Annotated in this window: 23 protein-coding genes; 3 read left to right on the forward strand and 20 right to left on the reverse strand. The window is 45.2% G+C overall.

Annotated features, from left to right (window positions below; genetic code table 11):
* Positions 1-97: 97 nt before the first annotated feature.
* From amrS to nadE, 11 genes are read right to left on the reverse strand one after another with little or no spacing between them, the layout of a single operon-like run.
* Positions 98-1,087, reverse strand: coding sequence for an AmmeMemoRadiSam system radical SAM enzyme (gene amrS, locus Q7P41_RS09560; protein ID WP_303883813.1), 990 nt, complete (start codon positions 1,085-1,087; stop codon positions 98-100).
* The gene (amrA, locus tag Q7P41_RS09565) at positions 1,084-1,641 is read right to left on the reverse strand and encodes an AmmeMemoRadiSam system protein A (RefSeq protein WP_303883815.1); all 558 of its coding nucleotides are present in this window, start codon (positions 1,639-1,641) and stop codon (positions 1,084-1,086) included. The genes amrS and amrA overlap by 4 nt, the downstream gene beginning before the upstream one ends.
* Positions 1,642-1,660: 19 nt before the next feature.
* A complete protein-coding gene (locus tag Q7P41_RS09570) occupies positions 1,661-2,446 on the reverse strand; it encodes a class III extradiol dioxygenase subunit B-like domain-containing protein (protein WP_303883817.1) in 786 nt (261 codons plus the stop codon).
* A gap of 18 nt (positions 2,447-2,464) precedes the next feature.
* On the reverse strand, positions 2,465-3,568 hold the full coding sequence (gene queA / locus Q7P41_RS09575; protein ID WP_369693154.1) for a tRNA preQ1(34) S-adenosylmethionine ribosyltransferase-isomerase QueA: 1,104 nt from the start codon (positions 3,566-3,568) through the stop codon (positions 2,465-2,467).
* Entirely contained in the window at positions 3,531-4,937 is a 1,407-nt protein-coding gene (locus Q7P41_RS09580) for a SpoIID/LytB domain-containing protein (RefSeq protein WP_303883819.1), read from the reverse strand. Before Q7P41_RS09580 ends, queA begins: the two co-directional genes overlap by 38 nt.
* A gap of 25 nt (positions 4,938-4,962) precedes the next feature.
* Positions 4,963-5,187 (reverse strand): DUF2905 domain-containing protein, encoded by a 225-nt coding sequence (locus tag Q7P41_RS09585; protein ID WP_303883821.1) that lies wholly within the window; start codon positions 5,185-5,187, stop codon positions 4,963-4,965.
* Positions 5,188-5,216: 29 nt separating this feature from the next.
* Positions 5,217-6,257 (reverse strand): Holliday junction branch migration DNA helicase RuvB, encoded by a 1,041-nt coding sequence (gene ruvB, locus Q7P41_RS09590; RefSeq protein ID WP_303883823.1) that lies wholly within the window; start codon positions 6,255-6,257, stop codon positions 5,217-5,219.
* Positions 6,258-6,276: 19 nt separating this feature from the next.
* Entirely contained in the window at positions 6,277-6,873 is a 597-nt protein-coding gene (gene ruvA, locus Q7P41_RS09595) for a Holliday junction branch migration protein RuvA (protein ID WP_303883825.1), read from the reverse strand.
* A gap of 19 nt (positions 6,874-6,892) precedes the next feature.
* On the reverse strand, positions 6,893-7,387 hold the full coding sequence (gene ruvC, locus Q7P41_RS09600; protein WP_303883828.1) for a crossover junction endodeoxyribonuclease RuvC: 495 nt from the start codon (positions 7,385-7,387) through the stop codon (positions 6,893-6,895).
* Between the two features lie 6 nt (positions 7,388-7,393).
* Entirely contained in the window at positions 7,394-8,146 is a 753-nt protein-coding gene (locus tag Q7P41_RS09605) for a YebC/PmpR family DNA-binding transcriptional regulator (RefSeq protein WP_303883830.1), read from the reverse strand.
* A gap of 54 nt (positions 8,147-8,200) precedes the next feature.
* Positions 8,201-8,947, reverse strand: a complete 747-nt coding sequence (nadE, locus tag Q7P41_RS09610; RefSeq protein ID WP_303883832.1) for an NAD(+) synthase — start codon at positions 8,945-8,947, stop codon at positions 8,201-8,203.
* A gap of 112 nt (positions 8,948-9,059) precedes the next feature.
* Between nadE and Q7P41_RS09615 the strand changes: the two genes are divergently transcribed.
* Positions 9,060-10,784, forward strand: a complete 1,725-nt coding sequence (locus tag Q7P41_RS09615) for a radical SAM protein (protein ID WP_303883834.1) — start codon at positions 9,060-9,062, stop codon at positions 10,782-10,784.
* Here the strand turns inward: Q7P41_RS09615 and Q7P41_RS09620 are convergent.
* Positions 10,781-11,329: a hypothetical protein gene (locus tag Q7P41_RS09620; RefSeq protein ID WP_303883836.1), complete on the reverse strand. Its 549-nt coding sequence runs from the start codon at positions 11,327-11,329 to the stop codon at positions 10,781-10,783. The two genes, Q7P41_RS09615 and Q7P41_RS09620, sit on opposite strands and share 4 nt — an antisense overlap.
* Positions 11,330-11,368: 39 nt before the next feature.
* Here Q7P41_RS09620 and nikR point away from each other — a divergent pair, with 39 nt between their 5' ends.
* The gene (gene nikR, locus Q7P41_RS09625; protein ID WP_303883838.1) at positions 11,369-11,773 is read left to right on the forward strand and encodes a nickel-responsive transcriptional regulator NikR; all 405 of its coding nucleotides are present in this window, start codon (positions 11,369-11,371) and stop codon (positions 11,771-11,773) included.
* A gap of 88 nt (positions 11,774-11,861) precedes the next feature.
* Here nikR and argF read toward each other — a convergent pair whose 3' ends face one another.
* The 6 genes from argF to Q7P41_RS09655 form a co-directional block, all read right to left on the reverse strand.
* The gene (argF, locus tag Q7P41_RS09630; protein ID WP_303883853.1) at positions 11,862-12,806 is read right to left on the reverse strand and encodes an ornithine carbamoyltransferase; all 945 of its coding nucleotides are present in this window, start codon (positions 12,804-12,806) and stop codon (positions 11,862-11,864) included.
* A gap of 28 nt (positions 12,807-12,834) precedes the next feature.
* On the reverse strand, positions 12,835-14,067 hold the full coding sequence (locus tag Q7P41_RS09635) for an arginine deiminase (protein WP_303883839.1): 1,233 nt from the start codon (positions 14,065-14,067) through the stop codon (positions 12,835-12,837).
* A 141-nt stretch (positions 14,068-14,208) separates the two neighbouring features.
* On the reverse strand, positions 14,209-14,628 hold the full coding sequence (gene speD / locus Q7P41_RS09640) for an adenosylmethionine decarboxylase (RefSeq protein ID WP_303883841.1): 420 nt from the start codon (positions 14,626-14,628) through the stop codon (positions 14,209-14,211).
* Complete coding sequence (gene speB / locus Q7P41_RS09645) at positions 14,618-15,475, reverse strand: agmatinase (RefSeq protein WP_303883842.1); 858 nt, start codon at positions 15,473-15,475, stop codon at positions 14,618-14,620. The genes speD and speB overlap by 11 nt, the downstream gene beginning before the upstream one ends.
* Positions 15,472-16,347 carry a polyamine aminopropyltransferase gene (speE, locus tag Q7P41_RS09650; RefSeq protein ID WP_303883843.1) on the reverse strand — a complete coding sequence of 292 codons (876 nt, stop codon included), beginning with the start codon at positions 16,345-16,347 and terminating at the stop codon, positions 15,472-15,474. The genes speB and speE overlap by 4 nt, the downstream gene beginning before the upstream one ends.
* A gap of 3 nt (positions 16,348-16,350) precedes the next feature.
* Complete coding sequence (locus Q7P41_RS09655) at positions 16,351-16,836, reverse strand: pyruvoyl-dependent arginine decarboxylase (RefSeq protein WP_303883844.1); 486 nt, start codon at positions 16,834-16,836, stop codon at positions 16,351-16,353.
* A gap of 267 nt (positions 16,837-17,103) precedes the next feature.
* On the opposite strand from Q7P41_RS09655, the gene Q7P41_RS09660 reads away from it, so the two are divergent.
* Entirely contained in the window at positions 17,104-19,374 is a 2,271-nt protein-coding gene (locus Q7P41_RS09660) for a transglycosylase domain-containing protein (protein ID WP_303883845.1), read from the forward strand.
* Here Q7P41_RS09660 and Q7P41_RS09665 read toward each other — a convergent pair.
* Both Q7P41_RS09665 and Q7P41_RS09670 read right to left on the reverse strand, forming a co-directional pair.
* Complete coding sequence (locus Q7P41_RS09665) at positions 19,349-20,398, reverse strand: deoxyguanosinetriphosphate triphosphohydrolase (RefSeq protein ID WP_349770598.1); 1,050 nt, start codon at positions 20,396-20,398, stop codon at positions 19,349-19,351. The genes Q7P41_RS09660 and Q7P41_RS09665 overlap by 26 nt on opposite strands.
* A gap of 27 nt (positions 20,399-20,425) precedes the next feature.
* Positions 20,426-20,944 (reverse strand): pyruvate, water dikinase regulatory protein (locus tag Q7P41_RS09670; RefSeq protein ID WP_303883848.1); only part of this gene is annotated, 519 nt, incomplete at its 5' end.

Consider the following 20,944-nt stretch of genomic DNA (forward strand, 5'->3'; position numbering starts at 1 on the left):
AACGTTAAAGAATGACCATTAAGGTGAACTGTTCCCATGTTTGCCCCTCCCTTAATTTCTAAAAACAGAAATTTGCTATTTAAAGTATGCCATAAAATTAAAAAAGCACAATACCTAAATTGAATCCACAGGCAGGGCACTTGCCATCGGGGGTTACATCCAATAAACTGACGTGATAGCCTCGTCTTTTTACTGCCAATCTACCGCAACCAGGACACTCTGTATCAGAGTCTCCAGGCACATTGCCGAGATAGACGAACTTTAGATATTTCGAGGCCACTTCTTTAGCTTTTTTGAGCAATGTCATGTTCGTCGGGGGTTTGGTCCACTTATATACCGGGAAATATCTTGAAATATGAAGGGGTATTAATTCTCCTAATGTTTTAGAAATCCAGGCGCACATCTCTTCAAACTCCGCCAGGTTATCGTTTATCCCAGTAACCAGAAGATGCGTAATTTCAATGTGTACTCCAGAACCAATCAGGGTTTTTAAAGTATTTTGAACAGTCCTAAGATCGCCACCCAGTTTTTTATAAGTTGATTCGTCAAAGGTTTTTAAATCGACATTGGCTGCGCTTATATGCGGAACGAGCTCGCTTAAGGGCGAAGAGTTTATCAGGCCGTTAGTCACTAAAACCACCTTTATTCCCTCTTTTTCCAAGACCGGCGCGGAGTTTAAAAGATATTCATAGGATATTAAAGGCTCGTTGTAAGTGAAGGCAACTGCCTTAGAACGATATCGCTTAACCAAAGAAAGTAAATCATTTACATCGATGCGCGACATCTCTACTTGGGGAACCCAGGTAGAGATGTGCCAATTTTGACAGAAAGGACAACTCATATTGCACCCAACAGAACCTAGCGAGAGGACGTTATCTCCAGGCAAAAAGTGATAAAGGGGCTTTTTTTCCACGGGGTCTGACGCCACGCTCGAAAACAAGCCGTAAGTCACAGCTACCAATCCCTCGCCCGGTACATGTTCACGTACGCGACAAAACCCTCTTTTGCCACTGGGGACAAGACAGTTATGGGGACATAGCTCACACTTCACATTGCCATCTTCCCAATGCCAGTAAAGAGCTTTCATCTATCTTTTCTCACTTCCTCGTAACGCTTTACTGTAAATCTATAGATTTTAGCTCCTTTTAACGAGCTTATGCCGGCTTTCCTGGCAACGATATCAAGCTGTTCTTTTACGGTGTCAATGCCCTCTAAATCGGGGAGCAAAACACCTTTCCTGAAGCCCTTTTCTAAAACGACACCATATTTTTTAGGTTCAAGTTCTTCTATCGAGGTGACACGCTCCGGCTCACTCAATACATCCACAGAAAATATAACGCCTGGGAGCTCTTCCTCTTTTAAAGGCATGAATCTCGGATCCTCAAATGCTGCAGCTAAAGCATTATATATGATTTCGGAGGCTAGATTCTCCCTTACCGGGCGAATAGTGCCTATGCATCCCCTTAGATTTCCGTTTAAAGTCTTGATCGATACAAAACACGCAAGTCTTTTGTCCCAAAGCTCCCTTTTGGGGGACAAGGAAAGCGCCTCCGAGGGATCCAATATCTTTCTTGTCTCAAAATAATACTCTACGGCACGTCTTGCTAACTTAACATAAGGATGTAAATCATCACCGTTCACTACCGTATCACCTCCCCATCTAGGACCTCCAGAGGGCCGTGCAATAACCTACTCCAAAAGGCCCCTCGTAAGAAAGAACTGTAATGGCCTCTCCTCTTACCATGCCAAGAAATGCAAGAGCGGAGCGCAATCCGCATTCCCCTGCTCTTTCAATCTCGTCTTCCGATAACGAAAGGAGCACGTCGGCATTTGAGGTTTTAAAGGCCCTCACGATTGCGGCATCAAAATCCTTAGCGCGGGGATAATAGCCAGCAGGCGCTGTTGGAGTAAGCCTGTGTGAAAGATCTCCACTAAATATTGCTCCTACCTTCTTGTCTTTTACATCGAAGAGTCTCAATAACTTTCCTAGGGTATGGCTTTCCTCGTAGCTAAGCCCCAAAGGATTTGCCAAGACAACTTTTGGCAACTTCCTCCAGGCTTTGTTAAGATAATAAAGAGGTATAAAAGAACCGTGATCCAGTTCAACAGCCTTTCTCATGGAGTAAGTTACTGACAAACCATTAGCTTTGAAATAATTTACAAGTTCAGCGGCAAGTTCAACATCGCCATCTGCCTGCAACTTGCACTCTCTGGCACGAAACATTCCCATATCGCCGCTAAAGCGCTCGGCACTTATCACATTTAGACCCCTAGCCATAGCGTGATGGGGCGTTAGTATAATTAAAGAATCGGGCATTTCATCCTTTAACATCTCGCCTATCTTTTTCATGCCTTCCACTGTTTTAGCTGCCCCCGCTTCCTCTCCTCTTCCAACTTCGGGTATTATGATGGGCGGGTGCGGCACGAAGACGGCCCATTTCCACACTGTTATCCCCTCCACTGATTAAATTATCAGCATGGCATCCCCAAAGGAATAAAACCTGTATCTTTCTTTTATCGCTTCTCTATATGCCCGCATTATCAATTCATAACCAGCAAAAGCGGAGACCAACATTAATAAGGTACTCTTAGGAAGATGGAAATTTGTGACCATCCCATCAATGATCTTGAATTTATAGCCTGGAAATATAAAAAGTTCTGTGCTTCCTCGACCAGGCGTCACCAATCCCTTCTTTGTAGCCGAAGATTCTAAGCACCTTACCACTGTCGTTCCTACAGCTATAACTCGCCTGCCCTCTTCTTTAGCTCGATTTATCAATTCAGCCGTTTCTGGTGAAAGCTGATAGTCTTCTCGATGCATATCGTGTTTCCTTATGTCTTTTGCCTTGACGGGCCTAAAAGTGCCGGGTCCAACGTGAAGGGTCACATAAGCTAACTCGATCCCTGCTGAAGCCAGCCTTTTTAGTAATTCTTCAGTAAAATGAAATCCAGCCGTCGGAGCAGCAATCGAGCCATTAATGCGCGCATATACCGTTTGATAACTTTTTAAAGCTACATCATTTTCATTTATATAGGGCGGCAGGGGAACTTGGCCCTTCTTTTTTATTATGTTGTGAGGCAAATCTCTGCCAATTATTTGGACCTTCCTCATGCCCTGAGTAAGCCTATCTAACACCAAAACCAAAGACTCAGAATCTATAACTATTTTGTCACCGGTCTTCAATCTTCTTCCGGGACGCACCATGGCCTCCCAATATTCCCATCCAGCATCCAATGGTTTGACTAACAAGACCTCTGCCTTGCCCCCTGTTCGGTCCTTCCGACCCAAAAGACGCGCTGGTATGACTTTTGTGTCATTTAATACCAAGACGTCGCCTCGTTTGAGGTAGTCAAGTATCTCATAGAAACGCCTATGCTCGAGCTTGCCCGTAGATTTTTCTACAACCATGAGCCTTGATTGATCGCGAGGCTCGACGGGATGTTGGGCTATAAATCCTTCGTGGAGTTCGTAATCGTAGGCAGAAATATCAAAAAGGTCGATCGTAATTGACCACTCCTTGAATGTATGCTCAATAAAGTTTTCGCAACTCAGTTCCAGGATAGTAATACCTCACAATCTTCTCGGCTGGCCAGCCATTTTCAGCCATGGCTTTAGCTCCCCACTGAGACATTCCTACTCCATGACCCCAACCCTTCCCTTGAAATAAAAAGGTCGTACCACGCACTCCTCTCGTCTTGACTTCATCGTCAGCGGACGTATCCCACTGTGGCCATAAAAGTTTCGGATCCTTTTTCTGTGATTTTTTCGATGTCTTGGCAGTCGATTTTCCCCTGCGGGCCAAGGCTTTTTTTAGATATTCACCCCTTTTTTCGGGATGAAGGAGCATGTCCATGAGTTCATCGGAAGTAAAAGCCCCCTCCTGAGTCAAAGATATCAAAGTCGCGCTATCGGATTGCGATTCATCTATAAAATCTTCAGAAGCGGCCAGTACATCGCGCCTCGTCGTGCCACCATCGCCATCTAAAGAAAAAACGGTGCTCTTCAATTCCTTTGCGCCCAAAGCCATCCTAAGCTCGTGGGATTTAATCGTCTTTCTTCCCTTTGTACCAACTACCTCAACCATCTCAACCCTATCGCCAGGACCGATCTTGACAGGGATAATCTCAAAAACCGATCCCACGTTGATGCCTGCCTGAGATAGCCTCCGACCAAGTTCATCTCCACTAATTTTAAAGGACCATGACGAATAGGGCGACTGATATTGGAAGGGTTCTTGCACAGGCTTGAGGTAGGGTATATCCGCCCCCCACACGGACTGTACATCCGTCGTCCAGCCACCACTATCGGAGTGGAAGAAGGTCCTCGCTGGCTTGCCTTGATAGAGCAAGACCATGCCCCTCGTACTTTCAATGGCGTGCGTCAGCTTTGGATCTTCGGCGTTAACGCCCCTATAGGGAATGCAATGATCCGTCGCACAGAGATCAAAGCCGGCACTGCCATGTCGGCCCTTTTCGGCTAACGCATAAGTCCTGGCCGTAATAGCTTGAGCTCTTAAGACCTCCGCTGGCCAACTGGGATTAACCTCCATTTTCAAGACTCCCTTTAAGTAATCTTCTAAGGGTAACTCATTTACGACTGTAAAGGAACCGCTGCTTGCAACCAGCACAAAAACTCCTCTGTAGGGTTTATCGTTTAAATACAACAATCCCTTTGATCTCACGGTCACGGGAAGAGCGAGTGACTTGCCACCAACGATGACGCTGGCACGGCCTCCAGATTTGACTGTAACGGTCCCTTTCATGTTTACCTGTTTACCTGAAGCGTCATAAAATGTCATATTATTTGAGCGAATTGCACAAGAAGAAACACCTTGTGCCAATCCCACGGATATGGCGGGCTCCTTTGAGATTCCCTGAACGCAAAAAGGGACCAAAAGCAAAAACAACACAAGGGACATCTTGAACCAAAACTTCATGGCCATGTCTCCTTTCTTAATACATTTATCTAAACCATCGGCTCAGCAAATTGAGCACAATGGTAAGTATCACACTTAAAATCAACATACTGACTATGGGAAACATGATCATGACGTTTTTCCTGCGTATTACTATGTCTCCGGGTAAACGCCCAAAGGGAATTCCACCTTTGCCGGTGAAATAAAAAGCTACTCCGATGATCAAGATCAAGAGTCCCGAAAGTATCAATAATTTACCCACATCATGCATAAGGGATCACCCCAATTTATAAAGAATCATCAAAAGAGGCGCAAATTTTCCTCTCCCTCTCTAGCGCCTTTAAAATAAGGAAGGCCGAGTCGTTCGTATGCCTTTTTAGTCGCGATCCTACCTACCTTCGTTCGTTCGAGCAAGCCATTCCTCAACAAAAAGGGCTCATAAATCTCCTCTATGGTTCTTTCCTCCTCACTCATGGCTGCAGCTAAGGTCGATAACCCAACAGGACCTCCCTCGAAAAGCTCAATTAGCACACTCAAAAGCCTTCTTTCCTGCTCGTCTATCCCTTCGTCATCGATGCCCAATATGTCTAAAGCACGTTTGGCAATCCTCAAATCCACTTTTTCTTTTTTTTGAGCTTCAGCGATGTCTCTCACTCTTTTTAATAAACGCAATGCAACGCGAGGAGTTCCCCTCGATCTTTTGGCTATTTCTAAAGCGGCTTCTCGTTCTTCAATCGCTATTGACAAGACTGAAGCCCCCCTAATCACTATCTCGGTTAACTCATCCACCGAGTAATATTCCAGCTGCTCAATGATGCCAAACCTGCCCCTTAAGGGAGCTGAAAGAAGAGTTGGCTTCGTAGTAGCCCCTATCAATGTAAATTTCGGCAAGGTGAGTCTAATGCTCCTAGCCATTGGCCCCTTCCCGATAATAATGTTCAAGAAAAAATCTTCCATGGCCGAATAGAGTACCTCTTCAACTTGAGGAGAAAGCCTGTGTATCTCGTCGATAAAAAACACGTCCTTTGGTTTAAGGGAAGATAGGATCGCCGCTAGATCACCTGTTCGAGAAATAGCGGGTCCCGTAGTAGTCTTGAGTTCTCCTCCCATCTCATGGGCAACCACCCCAGCCAGGGTGGTTTTTCCCAAACCGGGAGGACCACAAAAAAGGGTGTGGTCTAGGGGCTCGCCTCTAGCTTTAGCCGCCTTTATAAACATGCTCAGTTTATTTATTACTCTGGCCTGACCGATGAACTCGTCAAGCCTTTGAGGCCTGATGAAGACGTCCTCTTCCATGGATAGAGGTTGCTCGCTCACCAATCTAGCTGAATTCCTCTTCATAACACACCACTCCAGATCGTCATCCGCTCAAGATCTTCAGGGCTTCGTGCAATAATCTTTCCTCCGACCTCTCAACGCCATCACTTAGACTTTCTAGGTATTTGATTGCCCTATCTATTTCCATATCGCTAAAATAAAGTTCTTTCAAAGCCAAGCGAACCACTTGAAGCTTGTCGTTGAGTTTAGACCAACCCGCTTCTTCGCTGCTCGCAGGGTACCCTTTTACTTTGTCTTTAAGCTCAAAACAAATCCTTTCTGCTGTTTTACGGCCTATTCCAGGCACTTTCTTGAGCTTTTCCAAATTTCTTTCCCGAATGATCTCGATCATCTCTCGCGCTGACAACCATCTTAATACTGATATAGCTGTCTTGGCACCCATGCCCTTGACATTTATCAACAATAAAAAAAATTCTCTTTCCCCATCATTGCCAAAGCCAAAAAGCGACGGGCCGCTTTCGCTCACCGATAAATAAACTGACAAAGTCACCCTTTCTCCCACTCTGCACAGAGACAGGGCTTCCCGCGAGCATGTAACCTCCAGACCAAATCCAGCGACGTTAAGTACTACAACATTTCCTTTGACATCCACAACTACACCTGAGATAAATCTGATCATCCTTTAACACGTACCTTCATTAGATACTTTCCTGCAATCGCCTGAGTCTCCAGACGGATAAGCCAGCAATTGCCACGGCCAAGGCGTCAGCTGCATCGTCAGGTTTGGGAACGGACTTCAGGGATAGCAGAAATCTTACCATCTCCTGGACTTGAACCTTGCTAGCTCTCCCATATCCGCAAACGGCCATCTTTACCTCCGATGGAGTGAGCTCCACGATAGGAAGTCTTTTCTGAGCAGCAACGAGTAAGATAACGCCCCTAGCTTGCCAAACGTTTTCGGCAGTGGTCAAATTCTGTCCGAAAAACAGCCTTTCCATCGCCAAAACATCGGGCACTGTCCTTTCAATATAGCTTTTTAGCTCATCATAAATCAGATTCAACCGGTCTTGAACGGAAAGACCTGGATCCGTATCGATACACCCGAAGGTCAAACTTGATAAAACGCTATCTTCTTCTTTGACAAAACCAAACCCCACTCGTCCGATGCCAGGATCTATACCGAGGCACAACATGATATTTTACGCGCTTTCAACCTGTTCAAAGATCTCATCGGGGATATCAAAGTTCGCGTACACGTTTTGAACATCCTCATGTTCTTCTAAAGTATCCAAAAGTTTTAAGAGTTTCGAAGCTTCATTTGAGTTTGTCACTGGGACGGTTGTCTTTGGTACCATGACTATTTCGCAACGATCAATTGGGTATCCTTTTTGTGCCAAAAACTCACTAACTTTGCTCAAATCAGTTGGCTCAGTGTACACTATGAAAGAAGAATCTTCGTTTTCAATATCTAGTGCCCCTGCCTCGGCTGCCGTCAAAAGCAACTCATCCTCGTCAACTTTAGAAGTTATATAAATCGCCCCTCGCTTTTCAAATAACCAGGAAACACAACCTACTTCTCCAAGGGATCCGCCATGTCGAGTGAAGATGAAACGCATCTCTGAGGCGGTACGGTTGCGGTTATCGGTGGTTGCTTCAACGAGTATGGCAACTCCTCCTGGACCGTAGCCTTCATATATTACATGTTCATAGGAAGCACCCTCGAGTTCTCCAGTACCACGCTTTATGGCCTTCTGGATGTTTTCCATGGGTACATTGGCTGCTTTGGCCTTTTCAATGGCATTTCTCAAGGCAACGTTATAAGAGGGATCCCCTCCTCCTTCTCTGGCAGCCATAATTATGGCCCTAACCAACTTTTGAAATAACTTGCCCCGCTTTGAATCTTGTGCGGCTTTTCTATACTTTATATTTGCCCATTTCGAATGGCCAGCCATTCAATTATCACCTCTAATAAATCAAGTTTACCTCTTTTGGAATATTTGCGTTCTTTAAATTTCACACACACATATAGGAGGCATTCTTCGCTTATGCTCACTTCGCTTTCTGGCTCCTTCGACGATATCTCTCACTCTCTCATCCCCCTCCCTCGTACGCAAATACCTGTCAATTTCGTCATAGGTCGCGCCTATTTCCTCCTCATCGGTCTGTCCAGGCCATAAACCAGCGGATGGCGGCCTCTCTATTATCGAGGCTGGCACTCCAAGGTGCTCAGCAAGAAGCCTTACCTCGCCCTTTAAAAGGTCGCCCATGGGAAGCATATCGACGCCGCTGTCTCCGTGTTTTGTAAAGTAACCAATTTCTAGTTCGTCTTTATTGCTGGCGCCACACACGAGAAAACCGAAATTTTGAGCGAAGAAATAAAGCGTTGTCATTCTTAATCTAGGTTTGATGTTCGCTACAGCTAAAGCTTTCATATCATCTTTTTTGAAGGGCAAGGCATCTAAAAGGACATGAAAAGTTGATGTTAAGTCCACTTCCTGAACAGGTACATTACAGCTGTCCGCTAATAAAAGGGCATACATGCTGTCTTCAGGTTGACTTTCACAAGGCATTATGACACCTAATATATTATCATACCCGAGGGCTTCCTTAGCCAATAAAGCAAGAACAGCGGAATCCAAACCACCACTTAATCCGAAGACCACTCCTTTGGCACCCGCCTCTTTCACTTTTTCCCTGATCCACGTCACTATGCACTCCTTCAAAGAAAGCGGGTCTCTATAAATGCTCTCCAAGTTGGCACCTCCTAAAGATTAGGCTATACTTAGCATTGATATAAATTTTAACATAATCTTAGAAAATCCTTGAGAAATCCATCGATAAATAAAACGGGAAAGGGGTGCATTTATGCCACTTGGACTCATTTTCGACGGATACGTCGATGAGCCCGCATGTCTTGGCGTACCTCCCTACGTTTCCCCCTATGTTCGATACTGTGCTGGCGTTTTAAGATATTTTGATTACGATGTAGCTTACTATACTTGCGACCAATGGAGAAAAGATCCAGTATCCGTTGAAGAGGCTCTGGCAGAAGCGGATATCATCGCAATAATAGCTGGGCTTTCTGTCCCCGGTCGCTACAGGGGCGGTTCTCCTTTGTTGTTGAGCGAACTGCAAAAGATCGCCAATTTGAACAGAAGGGGGCTGCTCTTTTTAGGAGGCCCCATAGCTTCCGGTTATGTCTTGCGAGGCGGTATGGACGCACTTACGATCTATCTCAATGAAGTTGACTGTCTAGTCACGGGGGACATAGATGAGGTTTTGTACCATTACCTTTCAAGACGTGAAATTATCTCGCACTTAAGGCGCGGATACGGCAACGTAAACATTTGGAGCAGACTGGGCAGCGAAGTGGTAAAGCTACACCCGTGGTACCCTTGGATAATGGCTGAAATAGAATTGTCCAGAGGTTGCGACCAAGTGGGCGCTCCTTGCTCCTTTTGCACTGAAGGCACTTCCGGCGAATTTGAAGAAAGGCCGATATCAGACGTTATAGAAGAGATGAAGGCTTTATATAAAGCAGGCGTCAAAGCCTTCAGGTTTGGCAAATGCGCCAATATACTGACCTACCAGGGCACGCTTTCAAGTAAAGGAAGAAGGCCGAACCCAAAGGCTTTGGAGGAACTTTATAAAAATGCCTTGGAGTCATGCCCAAAATTATCGGTGCTGCATACCGACAACGCAAACCCGAAAACCATTGTAGATTTTCCCGAAGAGTCGGCCGAGGCCATAGAGATAATCTCCAAGTACAATACTGAAGGGGACGTGCTTTCCTTCGGCATTGAAAACCTTAATCCCAGGGTGAGAAATATTAACAACTTAAAGGTCGATTTTGAGGAGGCTCTTTTCGCGGTAAGGTTGGTAAACGAAGTGGGCGGATGGCGGCCAACCAAAAGAAGCCTCCCAAAGATTTTGCCAGGTCTTAATTTTATCGTTGGACTTGCAGGAGACAGCAATGAATCACTGGAAATACATGCTAAGTTTCTAAGAAGCATTCTGGAAGAGGGGCTCGCCGTGCGCAGAATAAATATAAGAAAGCCCATGGTATTTGAAAAAACCCCTTTAAAGACGCTCTTAACTATGTATCCAAGTAAAGTAAAGGAAAGCCGTTACAGAAAATGGAAGGAATGGGTGAGAAGCGAGATAGATCAACCCATGTTACGCCGTATTGCTCCATTGGGATGCGTCATAAGGGACTTGCGGATCGAGGAAAAGGTAGGGAAATTAGCCTTCGGACGACAACTCGCGACTTACCCGCTTTTAGTCGGGGTTGTTGATGAAACTTTGCCCGTGGGCGCGATCTTAACGGTGGCCGTAACTGACTATGGAAGGCGTTCAATTACAGGGGTTCCTTTCCCCTTAGACATCAACAATTGTCCTCTAAGCTCCCTCACAGCTATACCTGGCATAGGTAAAGCCCGAGCTACTAGGATAGCACAAAAACGACCTTATGCCTCTCTTGAAAAACTAAAAGAGGCAGTAGACGATGAGATTATATTGAATGTTTTGGAACTTTTTGCGCCCTTTAATAAATTCCTTACATGCCAAAACAGGGCTGAGCACGATGACTAGATTCGCCATTGCCAATACAATGACTCGCCAGTGGATACCTCTTCGCCCCTATCTGAAAAGGCAACAAAATTGTATTTCCTTCCAACAATACCGTAAATAGAGGCAGCTTTAACGTTCCATTCTAACGACAAGGCATTTAACCTCACCTTTAACTTCGAACCTTCATCATCATGGCTTAAAGGATAAAACAACAATACTAGATCTGGTCGCATCCTGTAAGCTTCGTATCGAGCCATGACGTCATCAAAGGCATCTCGTGAGATAAAAAGAACCCTGATTCCATATAAATAAAAAAGGTAAAGACCGAAGTCTTCATTTTCTAACTGTCCGGAATCATCGCATAAAAATAACTTCGTTGTTCCTTTATTGTCGATTCTGCTGCTGGCAATATAGCATATATTCCGTGATGCAAAGGCCAATACTTTCACAGGCTCGCCTTCATTGCCCTGTGGAGGTAAAAAAAGGAGGTTTGTTGAACTCATATCTCTTTTTTCGAGTTCTTCGACAGACAAGGTCGTTAATGCTACACTTACGTTGTTCCCCATTTTTCTCGTTATCACCCTTTCGAAGGAGGCAAAATCACCATGGAAGAGGTAGTAAGGTTTAGCGTTTCTATGCCAAAATCTCTGTTAGACGAGTTCGATAAATGGCTACGAAGTCACGGGATGGCCAATCGCTCCGAGGCCTTGAGGCAAATTATGCGATCCTTCATTGCCCAATCTAAATGGGAATCCCAAGAAGGCATGGTATGCGGCACTGTTACGATAATATACGATCATCACAGACACGACGCAGTGTCCGAAATAACTGCCATCCAACACAATTACGGGGATATAATAGTCTGCACCACCCATGTTCACATAGATCACTTTAATTGCCTGGAAGCCATCATCTTGATGGGCGAAATAAACGAGATAAAAAAGTTCTTGATAGACTTGAACTCCCTAAAGGGCATTAAAGAAACCCGGGCCTCTATAGTAAATATCTAAACACCCGCAAGGGAGGTATGTTAGGCTACTCCTAGAAGGCCGCAAGTCCTCTTACGTCTAAAAATTTTTACTTACCATAAAGGTCTCGTTACAGGTTGCCTATGGTAGCTACTATCACCGCTTTAATCGTATGAAGCCTATTTTCAGCCTCTTCAAAGACCTTGGATTGAGACGATTCAAATACCTCTTCTGTAACTTCGTTACCCTTTACTGCAGGCAAGCAATGTAAAAATATGGCATCCTTGTCGGCAAGATTCATGAGAGATCTGTTTACCTGATAGGGTTTCAACAACTTAACGCGTTCTGCAAGTTTTTCTTCCTCGCCCATGGATGCCCATACATCGGTATAGACCGCTTGCGCTCCCTTCACAGCCTCATAAGGATCTTCCATGACCTCTATAAGGGCACCGTGTTTAGCTCCTTCACTCCTACACTCTTCGAGCAACGACTCGTTGGGATACAATTCCTTTGGAGCTGCCGTCACGTAGTGTATGCCCAACTTGGAGGAAATGATCATTAGCGAATTAGCTACATTGTTTCTTCCGTCCCCTACATATACTAACTTCAACCCCTTTACGTCACCAAAACATTCCTGCATAGTCATCACATCCGCCAACGCCTGAGTAGGGTGATAACTATCTGTAAGGCCGTTCCAGACGGGGACTCCGGCATACATAGCGAGTTCTTCCACCACTGATTGCTTAAAACCTCGAAATTGAATACCGTCAAACATCCTGCCTAACACCCTTGCAGTATCTTTGACGTCTTCTTTATGGCCCAATTGAATATCGCTTTTGCCTAAAAACTCGGCATGTCCTCCTTCGTCCAGGCAAGCCACGGTAAAAGCGCATCGAGTGCGCGTAGAGGGTTTTTCAAATATCAACGCGATATTTTTACCATTCAGCAAGTTCCCCTTTATGCCCGCCCTTTTTTTTGCCTTCAACGAGATGGCCAGATTTAAAAGATATTTTATCTCCTCGGGCTTATAATCCTTTAGCCATAATAAATGACGTCCCCGCAAGTTTACAGGCACTTTAATCTCTCCCCTCGCAAAAATTAAATTAATTCCGAAGCAGTGGCATGGACATGCACCTGGGGCCTCCACGCCCACGACCTAGCTCTGCTCCTTTGATCTCGTACACTTTTATGCCATGGGCCCTAAGTTCTTGGTTTGTTGTCGCATTTCGACGATAAGTCACTACAACTCCGGGCGCTATGGCAAAAGTATTGGTACCATCGTTCCATTGCTCCCTCGCAGCGGCTATGGGATCTCCTCCACCCGTTTCAACGGAGGCGATAGTGTCTAGCATTAAGTTACGTTTCATCGTCCCAACCAAGTCGGTTGATTCGGTTATATCCACCACGGACCCGTCCTCTTCATAAGCAATCTCCCAAAGGCGAACGCTGCCCCTTATGCCAGGGTAAATTACGAAGCAATTGCGATCTACCATGGTGAAGACCGTGTCCAAATGCATATAAACCCGCATTTTGGGAATATCAACTGCGAGCAATTTTTTTATTCCCAATTCTTTTGCAAGCTTTCTGCCCACCACCTGTATTGCACCTGCCGTGGTTCTTTGGCTTATGCCAATGGCCACCACTTCATCGGACAGGACTAATATATCTCCGCCTTCAATAAAGTAGGGATGAACATTGGCCGTTTCTTCTCCATATATAATTTTTAAACCAGAAAAGTAAGGATGATGATTAAATATATATTTTGCGTATAAAGGCTCCTTGCGACGTGCTTCAAACCGCATAACACTTATGATGACTCCGTCTTTTACGAAGGAGAAGGGATCACGTTGAAACAGTATGTTGGGAAGAGGCTTTATGAGAAAGTCTGTTCTTTCTGAAGTGAGCAAACAAAGGCTTTTGATGTTGCCGACAAGTTCTTTGGCCTCCAAAGCTGTCAAACCAGCTATGAGGACTTCCGACAAATCAGCGGGAGGCATATCGTAAAACGCATGAGCCAGGGCATCCTTCAACTGATGATCCAATGCTTCCAAGGCAAGCGCCTCTTCCAATAAATTCTTGCGTATTTCGTCTTCCTTTAATATATGCGCTAAACAATTACGGAAGTACACAACTTCTACGCCATTATCTCTGAGCAAATCGGCAAAGGCATCATGTTCTTTTTGAGCCTCTTCCACCCAAAGAATATCGTCAAAGAGCAATTCATCTTTGTTATCGATGGTTAAACGGGACAACTCTAACCCTGGTCTATGAAGAAGTACTCTTCTAAGCTTGCCTATTTCCGAGCCTACATACAATTTTTTGTCGTCATCATCCACTTCCCTCACCACCACAGCATAGATAGAATAAACAAAACCTATCCATGAGTTTACCATATTTGATCATGGCTTAAAAGGATACCCTGTTCGGATCGACAACTTCTACAAAAACAATTCAAGGCTTTTAAAGACACCGTAAAATTACTCGTCCACGATGGCCTCCCCGGCTGAATCAATGGCTATGTAATTTTTATTTTCGGTCGTAATTAAATTGCCCCTTTTTATCTCCATAGTTGTGATCCTTTTGGGTTTAAAATAATCCAATAAATACTCAAAGGCCTTCCAGGGGTCCGCCTTATCTCCGCATGTAAAGAGGTCTATAGCAGCGTAACCATACTCAGGCCATGTATGAATGGCTAAATGTGACTCCGATATCACTACGACACCGCTAACTCCGTAGGGCTCAAACTTTCTAAAGGCCACGTCTACCACAGTGGCACCAGTCCGTTCGGCTGCCTCGATCATAGCTCCTTGAATTCCTCTCATATTGTCGAGAATATTGTACCCACAGTCGTAGGCTTCCACTAAAATGTGCCTCCCGAGCGCTTGATTATTGGTCAACGCTGTCACCTCCCAACATGATTAAAACCTCTCGTATAATTTTGGCACCCAGTAAAGATGTGATGGCATTGACATCGTTAGGCGGAGATATTTCCACCAAGTCAAACCCAACGATATTAAAGCCTCTTAACAAGCTCAATGCCCTAAAAAGGTCTGAAACGCTAATGCCTCCCGGTTCCGGGGTACCCGTACCCGGAGCAAAGGAAGGATCTACCACATCGATGTCTAAGCTCACATATATGGAACATCCCCCGATTTCGTTCAAAAGCCTTCTCAAAGGCTCAAACAACTCGATCAGATGAAAATCGGTGTTCTTGCTTCCCCATTCGATCTCTTCCCGCGATCCAGATCTAATGGCATACTGATGTAATTGCTTACTACTCGCTAGAGTTTCTGCTACCCTTCGCATTACCGTGGCGTGACTATATTTGCTCCCTTGGTAAAAGTCCCGTAGATCCGCATGAGCGTCGAAGTGAAGGACGTGCAAGTCGGGGAACCTCGAAAGCAATCCTCTGATCGTGCCCAAACTAACCAGATGTTCTCCCCCGAGCATCAAAATTCGCTTGCCCTTATTTGCAAGTGAAGACGACATCTTTTCTATCTTCAACAGTGAACCTCGCACGTCCCCAGGGGCAAAAAAAAGATCCCCCATATCGAAAAAGGAAACCTTCTCCAAATCCTCACTCAGGTAAGGAGAATAGCTTTCGATATGATGGGACTCGCTTCTTACGGCATCAGGAGCATAACGAGTGCCACCCTTTCTTGATACGGTGGTATCACAGGGCGCACCAAAAAGAACCCATCTTGCCTCTGCAAAACTTGGACCACTTTTTAAAAAGCGCGTCAATCCCCTTTTGCCTCCTCCAAATTGCCTCCATTTATGATTTCATTGATAAAAGGAGGCAATTCAAAGGCTAAAGAATGCATTGCATCGCTATAATATTTAGTCCTCTGTGGCGCCGGCCTCTTTTGCATCCTTGGATCTAATTTCTTGCTTCCAATCGCATAGGTCCAAAGGCCCGTTGGATAGGTTGGCACCACACCCCACGCCAAAAACACCTTTTCAAAGGCCATTCTCAGCCCCCTAACAGCATCGCGCAACAAATCGGGTTCTGAGAAAGGTGATTCTGTTTGGGCCACCATCATGCCCTCTTCCTTCAAAGCAACGTATACGTCCTTGAAAAAGGCCGGTTCAAACAGACCCCTGGCAAAATCCACAGGGTCAGTGCTGTCTATTATAACCACATCAAACTCATTAAAATGTCCCTTTACGAACAAAAGGGCATCCATTGGCCTTATCTCCACGCATTTATCATCAAGTGCACAGGACACCGCCGGGAAGAAAGTTTTTGACGCTTTTATGACCTCTTCATCTATGTCGACTAGCGTCACCTTTTTTACGGTCTCGTGTTTAAGCACCTCACGCACAACGCCACCATCTCCGCCTCCTATGACAAGCACTTCTTCTGGATTCGGATGTGCGCACAGTAGCAAATGAGCCATCATTTCATGGTAACAAAATTCATCCTTTTCGGTGAGTTGAATCGCGCCATCCAAAACCAGAACTCTGCCATATTCCATAGTATCTACAACCAAGATATGTTGATATGATGACCGCTTATTCAAAAGGACATCTTTTATCCTGAGACCGAGTCTCAAATTAGGTGTCTGATATTCGGTAAACCAAAGATCTGGGACCCTGCGTTCTATTCCCTTCATCGCTTAACATCCCTTATCAGAAACTTCGTAAAAGAGAGGGCAAGCCGCGATTACCGAACCGCAGCGTTCAACCTTGTGCTCTATTGATTTCACTTTAACTTCTTTAAGTGGAAGATTGCGCATTGCGAAAGCTTCACGAACCATCTCTTCGACCTTCAGGGCTGCCTCGTTAGCCTTGCAAAAACCTGAAAACTCCATTATCATCCCAAAAGAAGAAGGATCTTCTGGAATTCCAACGCCAATCGCGGCTGATATTATTTCGCCCGGAACATCGCTCGTTAAAGATCCATAGGCAATTGGAAGCAACGATCCAGCTGGCAACTGAAAAACACCCTCAAAAATACACCCGGGCGGCAAAACGCTGCTAACCCTGAGCAAATTCATATTCCCTATGCCCGCATCAAGCAAAGCGGCGTCAAAGGCAGTTAATTTTTTATCGCCTTCTCCATGGCCAACAACCAAACTGAATTTCGTTGGAATTGGTATCATTGGGCATACCCTCCTCACATAAGGTCTTCTCTAGCTTTCCTCTTGATAAAGAGCGGATTACATTATAACGTCCAAGGGGGGTGTGTCAATCGAAAATATGTATTTTTTTAAATTTTTTTTACCCTTGGTACCCCATCCATACGAATGAGGTCCATCAAATCAAAAATGTACTCGATATACCCTTCAGGAAACGCTCTTTTAACTTGAAAAAATAAACGTGTTATAATCTCAAATGTCAGGGGCAAGAAGTGCTCAGGAGGTCTCGGCATGCGAAATCACGAAAACAAGAACTCAAATGGAGGACGTTTTAAATTTGCATTAATTTATACTTTTTTATTATTTTTTGCAATCGCCTTTGTCCTTTGCGCAGGGTTCGTTTTTAAGCTATCCACGGAGCTGCCATCTTATGATGAGCTCATAGCCTTTAATCCTAACCTTTCAACTGTGATCTACGATAGAAACGGCGCAGAAATAGCGAGGTTGTTTAAGGAAAACCGAACATGGATACCGTTAGAAAAGATTTCCCCTTGGGTTGCGAAGGCCGTCCTGGCCGCGGAAGACGATGATTTTTATAAACATCGTGGTATCGACATTAAGGGCATCACAAGGGCGGCCATCGTAAATTTCACGAAGAGGGACACTTTGCAAGGCGGAAGCACAATCACACAGCAGCTCGCTAGGAACTTGTTTCTTACTAGAGAAAAGACGTTAGAAAGAAAGATTAAGGAAGTCATCTTGGCCTTCAGATTAGAAAGGCTATATTCCAAGGATCAAATTTTGGAAATGTACCTAAACACCGTATATTGGGGCCATGGTGGGTACGGAATATATGCTGCTTCTTATAACTATTTTGGCAAGGAGCCTTTGGCGCTAACGCTACCTGAGGCCTCCATGTTGGCTGGATTGTTGGCCGCACCCGAGTACTTTACTCCTTTGCGCCATCCGGATAGAGCTAAATTGAGACAGTCCTACGTCTTGGGGCGAATGGAAGAATTGGGATGGATCACCCAAGATGAAGCTCGGAAAGCCTTGGATACCGAACTCGCCTTTTCTAAAAAGAAACAACCTACTCTAAGTGATAACCCGGCGCCTTACTTTGTCTCCTACATACTTTTTAATCATTTGTTGCCCAAATATGGGCCGGAAATTGTCTATCAAGGTGGTTTAAAAATATACACCACTCTGGACCTGGGGCTTCAAAACGCAGCCGAGAATGCAACTTCTAAACTTAAAAGCGAAGGCGCACTTGTAGCAGTGGATCCAGATACGGGCGAAATACTCGCAATGGTGGGAGGAAAAGATTTCAACATAAGCAAATTCAACAGGGCTGTGCAAGCATACAGAGAACCTGGCTCAGCATTTAAGCCTATAGTGTATACGGCAGCTCTTGACAAAGGCATAAGACCCATTGACAGGGCTTTAGATGCTCCCCTCTCCTTTCCAAACGGGTGGCAACCAACTAATTACGGGGACAAGTATCACGGAGAAAGCACTTTGTTAGAAGCCCTGACGGATTCTTACAACACCGTTGCTGTACGCATCGCTCAACTGACAGGTGTAGAGGCAATAATAGAAACAGCAAGAAAGATGGGCATCAAAAGCCCTTATCTCCCACACGATCTATCAATAGCGTTGGGTTCAGCAAGCTTAACGCCACTTGAGATGGCAATTGCTTACAGCGTGTTCGCCAATGACGGATACCGTGTAGAACCCTTCGCAATTAAAAAAATTATCGATTTTAGGGGAAAAATCCTTGAATCAAATGGCCCAACGCTGACAGAAGCCATCGATCCAGCTATTGCAGTAACTCTACGTTCGATGTTAATAGATGTTGTAAATCACGGAACCGGAAGACCGGCAAAGATCCAAAATTACGAGGTTTTTGGCAAGACGGGAACTACCAATGATTGGAGTGACGCTTGGTTTGTGGGAGGCGTTCCAGGTTTGGTGTGTGTTGTCTATGCAGGACATGATGATCACAAATCTTTAGGTCATGGCAATACAGGAGGTCGTGTAGCCGCTCCTGTGTGGAAGGATTTCATGAGTAAAGCCGTAAAAATCGCTCACCTGAATGAAAATTTCTCCCTTGCCGGGGTCATAGGAGAAAAGGTTCTGAGAGTAGAAATTTGTCGTGAAACGGGATATCCTGCCAGTTTCAACTGTCCGAAGAAAACGGCCATCTTGTTACCTCTGGATTACGTTCCCGAAAGAACCTGTCCCTATCATGGCGATTCCTATAGCGCCTTCGCTGAGGCCTATGACTTCAACGAGCCTAAACTCTACTTGATCACTGGAGATGATTTGCTCCTCGCAAGTTATGGAATGAGATTGCCGACCTACGCAAGCTACCCAGATCCTACGAAGCCGCCACTCGACTTTGACAGTGCACCGACTACCAATATACCCGAACCGCAAATCATGAAACCCAAGGGGGAACCTCCTGCTGAACCGTCAAAGAAGGTCTATCACGAACCTTCTCCCGATGAAATTGAGAAAAGATATCAACAATTGCTCAAGGAGTACGGTCTGACAGACTGATGTCAAGCGGCCAAGGCGTAGGCACGGCAATGTCACCAAAAAAGGCCATGGCATATCTATCGGTCATTCCTGAGATGAAATCGATTACTCTCGTTATAGCGTTGGCCTCCACATCTGTAAACTCGAGGGAATCAAAAACATGAGGGTTTGACAAGAGGTAATGAAAAATCGTGCTCAAAACGTGTTTTACCTTTGGTCTTTCTTTTCTCGCTTGAGGGCCCAAATAAACACGCTCATAAAGGAAAGATCTCAACAATTCCATAGATCCCAGAGCCGCGTCGCTAAGGTAAATACCCCCTTGTCCGCTACTATTTACCACATCCGTTACCAAAGTACCAATTCGCTTGCTGTGGGTATCTCCCAAAAGACCGATCACCTCTTCGGGAACTTCATGTATTGAGACCAAACGAGCCCTTATTGCGTCGTCTAAATCGTGATTCAGGTAAGCTATGGAATCACTTACCCTTACAACCCAAGCCTCATAAGTCGAGGGTTCGAATAATTTTAACCCTTCGTGGACGTCTACTTGCCCTTTACTATGCTGTAGTATTCCTTCTCGAACCTCCCATGTAAGGTTGAGACCTTTGCCATCCCCTTCTAAAGAGTCCACTATTCTAAGGCTTTGTTCTGCATGGTGAAAACCATTTAAACCGTTCTCCTTGGCCAATTCGTCCAAAACCTCTTCCCCCATGTGTCCAAAGGGAGTATGACCTAAATCATGGCCCAATGCTATTGCTTCCGTTAAATCCTCGTTTAAACGCAAGGCTCTAGCTATGGTTCGCGCTATCTGGGATACTTCGAGCGTATGTGTCAACCTTGTCCTGTAGTGATCTCCTTCAGGCAACGGCAATACCTGCGTTTTATACTTTAGCCTTCGAAAGGCCTTGCAATGGATAATCCTGTCCCTATCCCGCTGATAGCAAGTCCTTATTGGACAAGGAGGTTCATCAGTCTTTCTTCCTTTCGAGTCGGCGCTCTTAGAGGCAAAATCCGCCAGTAGCTGCCTCTCTACTGTCTCCCACATTATTCTTGGGGTCAATCATCCAACACCTCATATATTCAAATAATCCATTATCTCTTGTGCCGTCTCCTCAACGGCCTTGTTCGTAACGTCGAAGATCTCGGCCTTCAGCACTTCCATAATCTGCTTAGCATATCTTAGCTCTTCTTCTATACGCTCCTGCCTGGCATACATCGAGACTCCCGGATCAAGCCCCAAAACCCTCAACCGCTCTCGGCGAATTCGTGCTAATTTGGCTGGATCTATCATCAACCCTATGATCTTGTTATTTGGAACTTCGAACAATTCCATTGGCACCGGGCTCTCTGGAACCAACGGCATATTGGCAACCATCAAACCCTTATGGGCCAGGTACATTGCTAAAGGAGTTTTACCGCTTCTTGAAACCCCTATTAGCACTATATCAGCTTCCCTTAACAGCTCCGGACTTTTACCGTCATCGCATTTAATGGCAAACTCTATCGCCTTGACCCTTCTAAAGTATTCCTCATCCATCCTCCTCATGAGTCCAGGCGTCTCGCGTGGTGGAGATCCGATTCTTTTCTCCAA

The sequence above is a fragment of the Acetomicrobium mobile genome, from assembly GCF_937920065.1.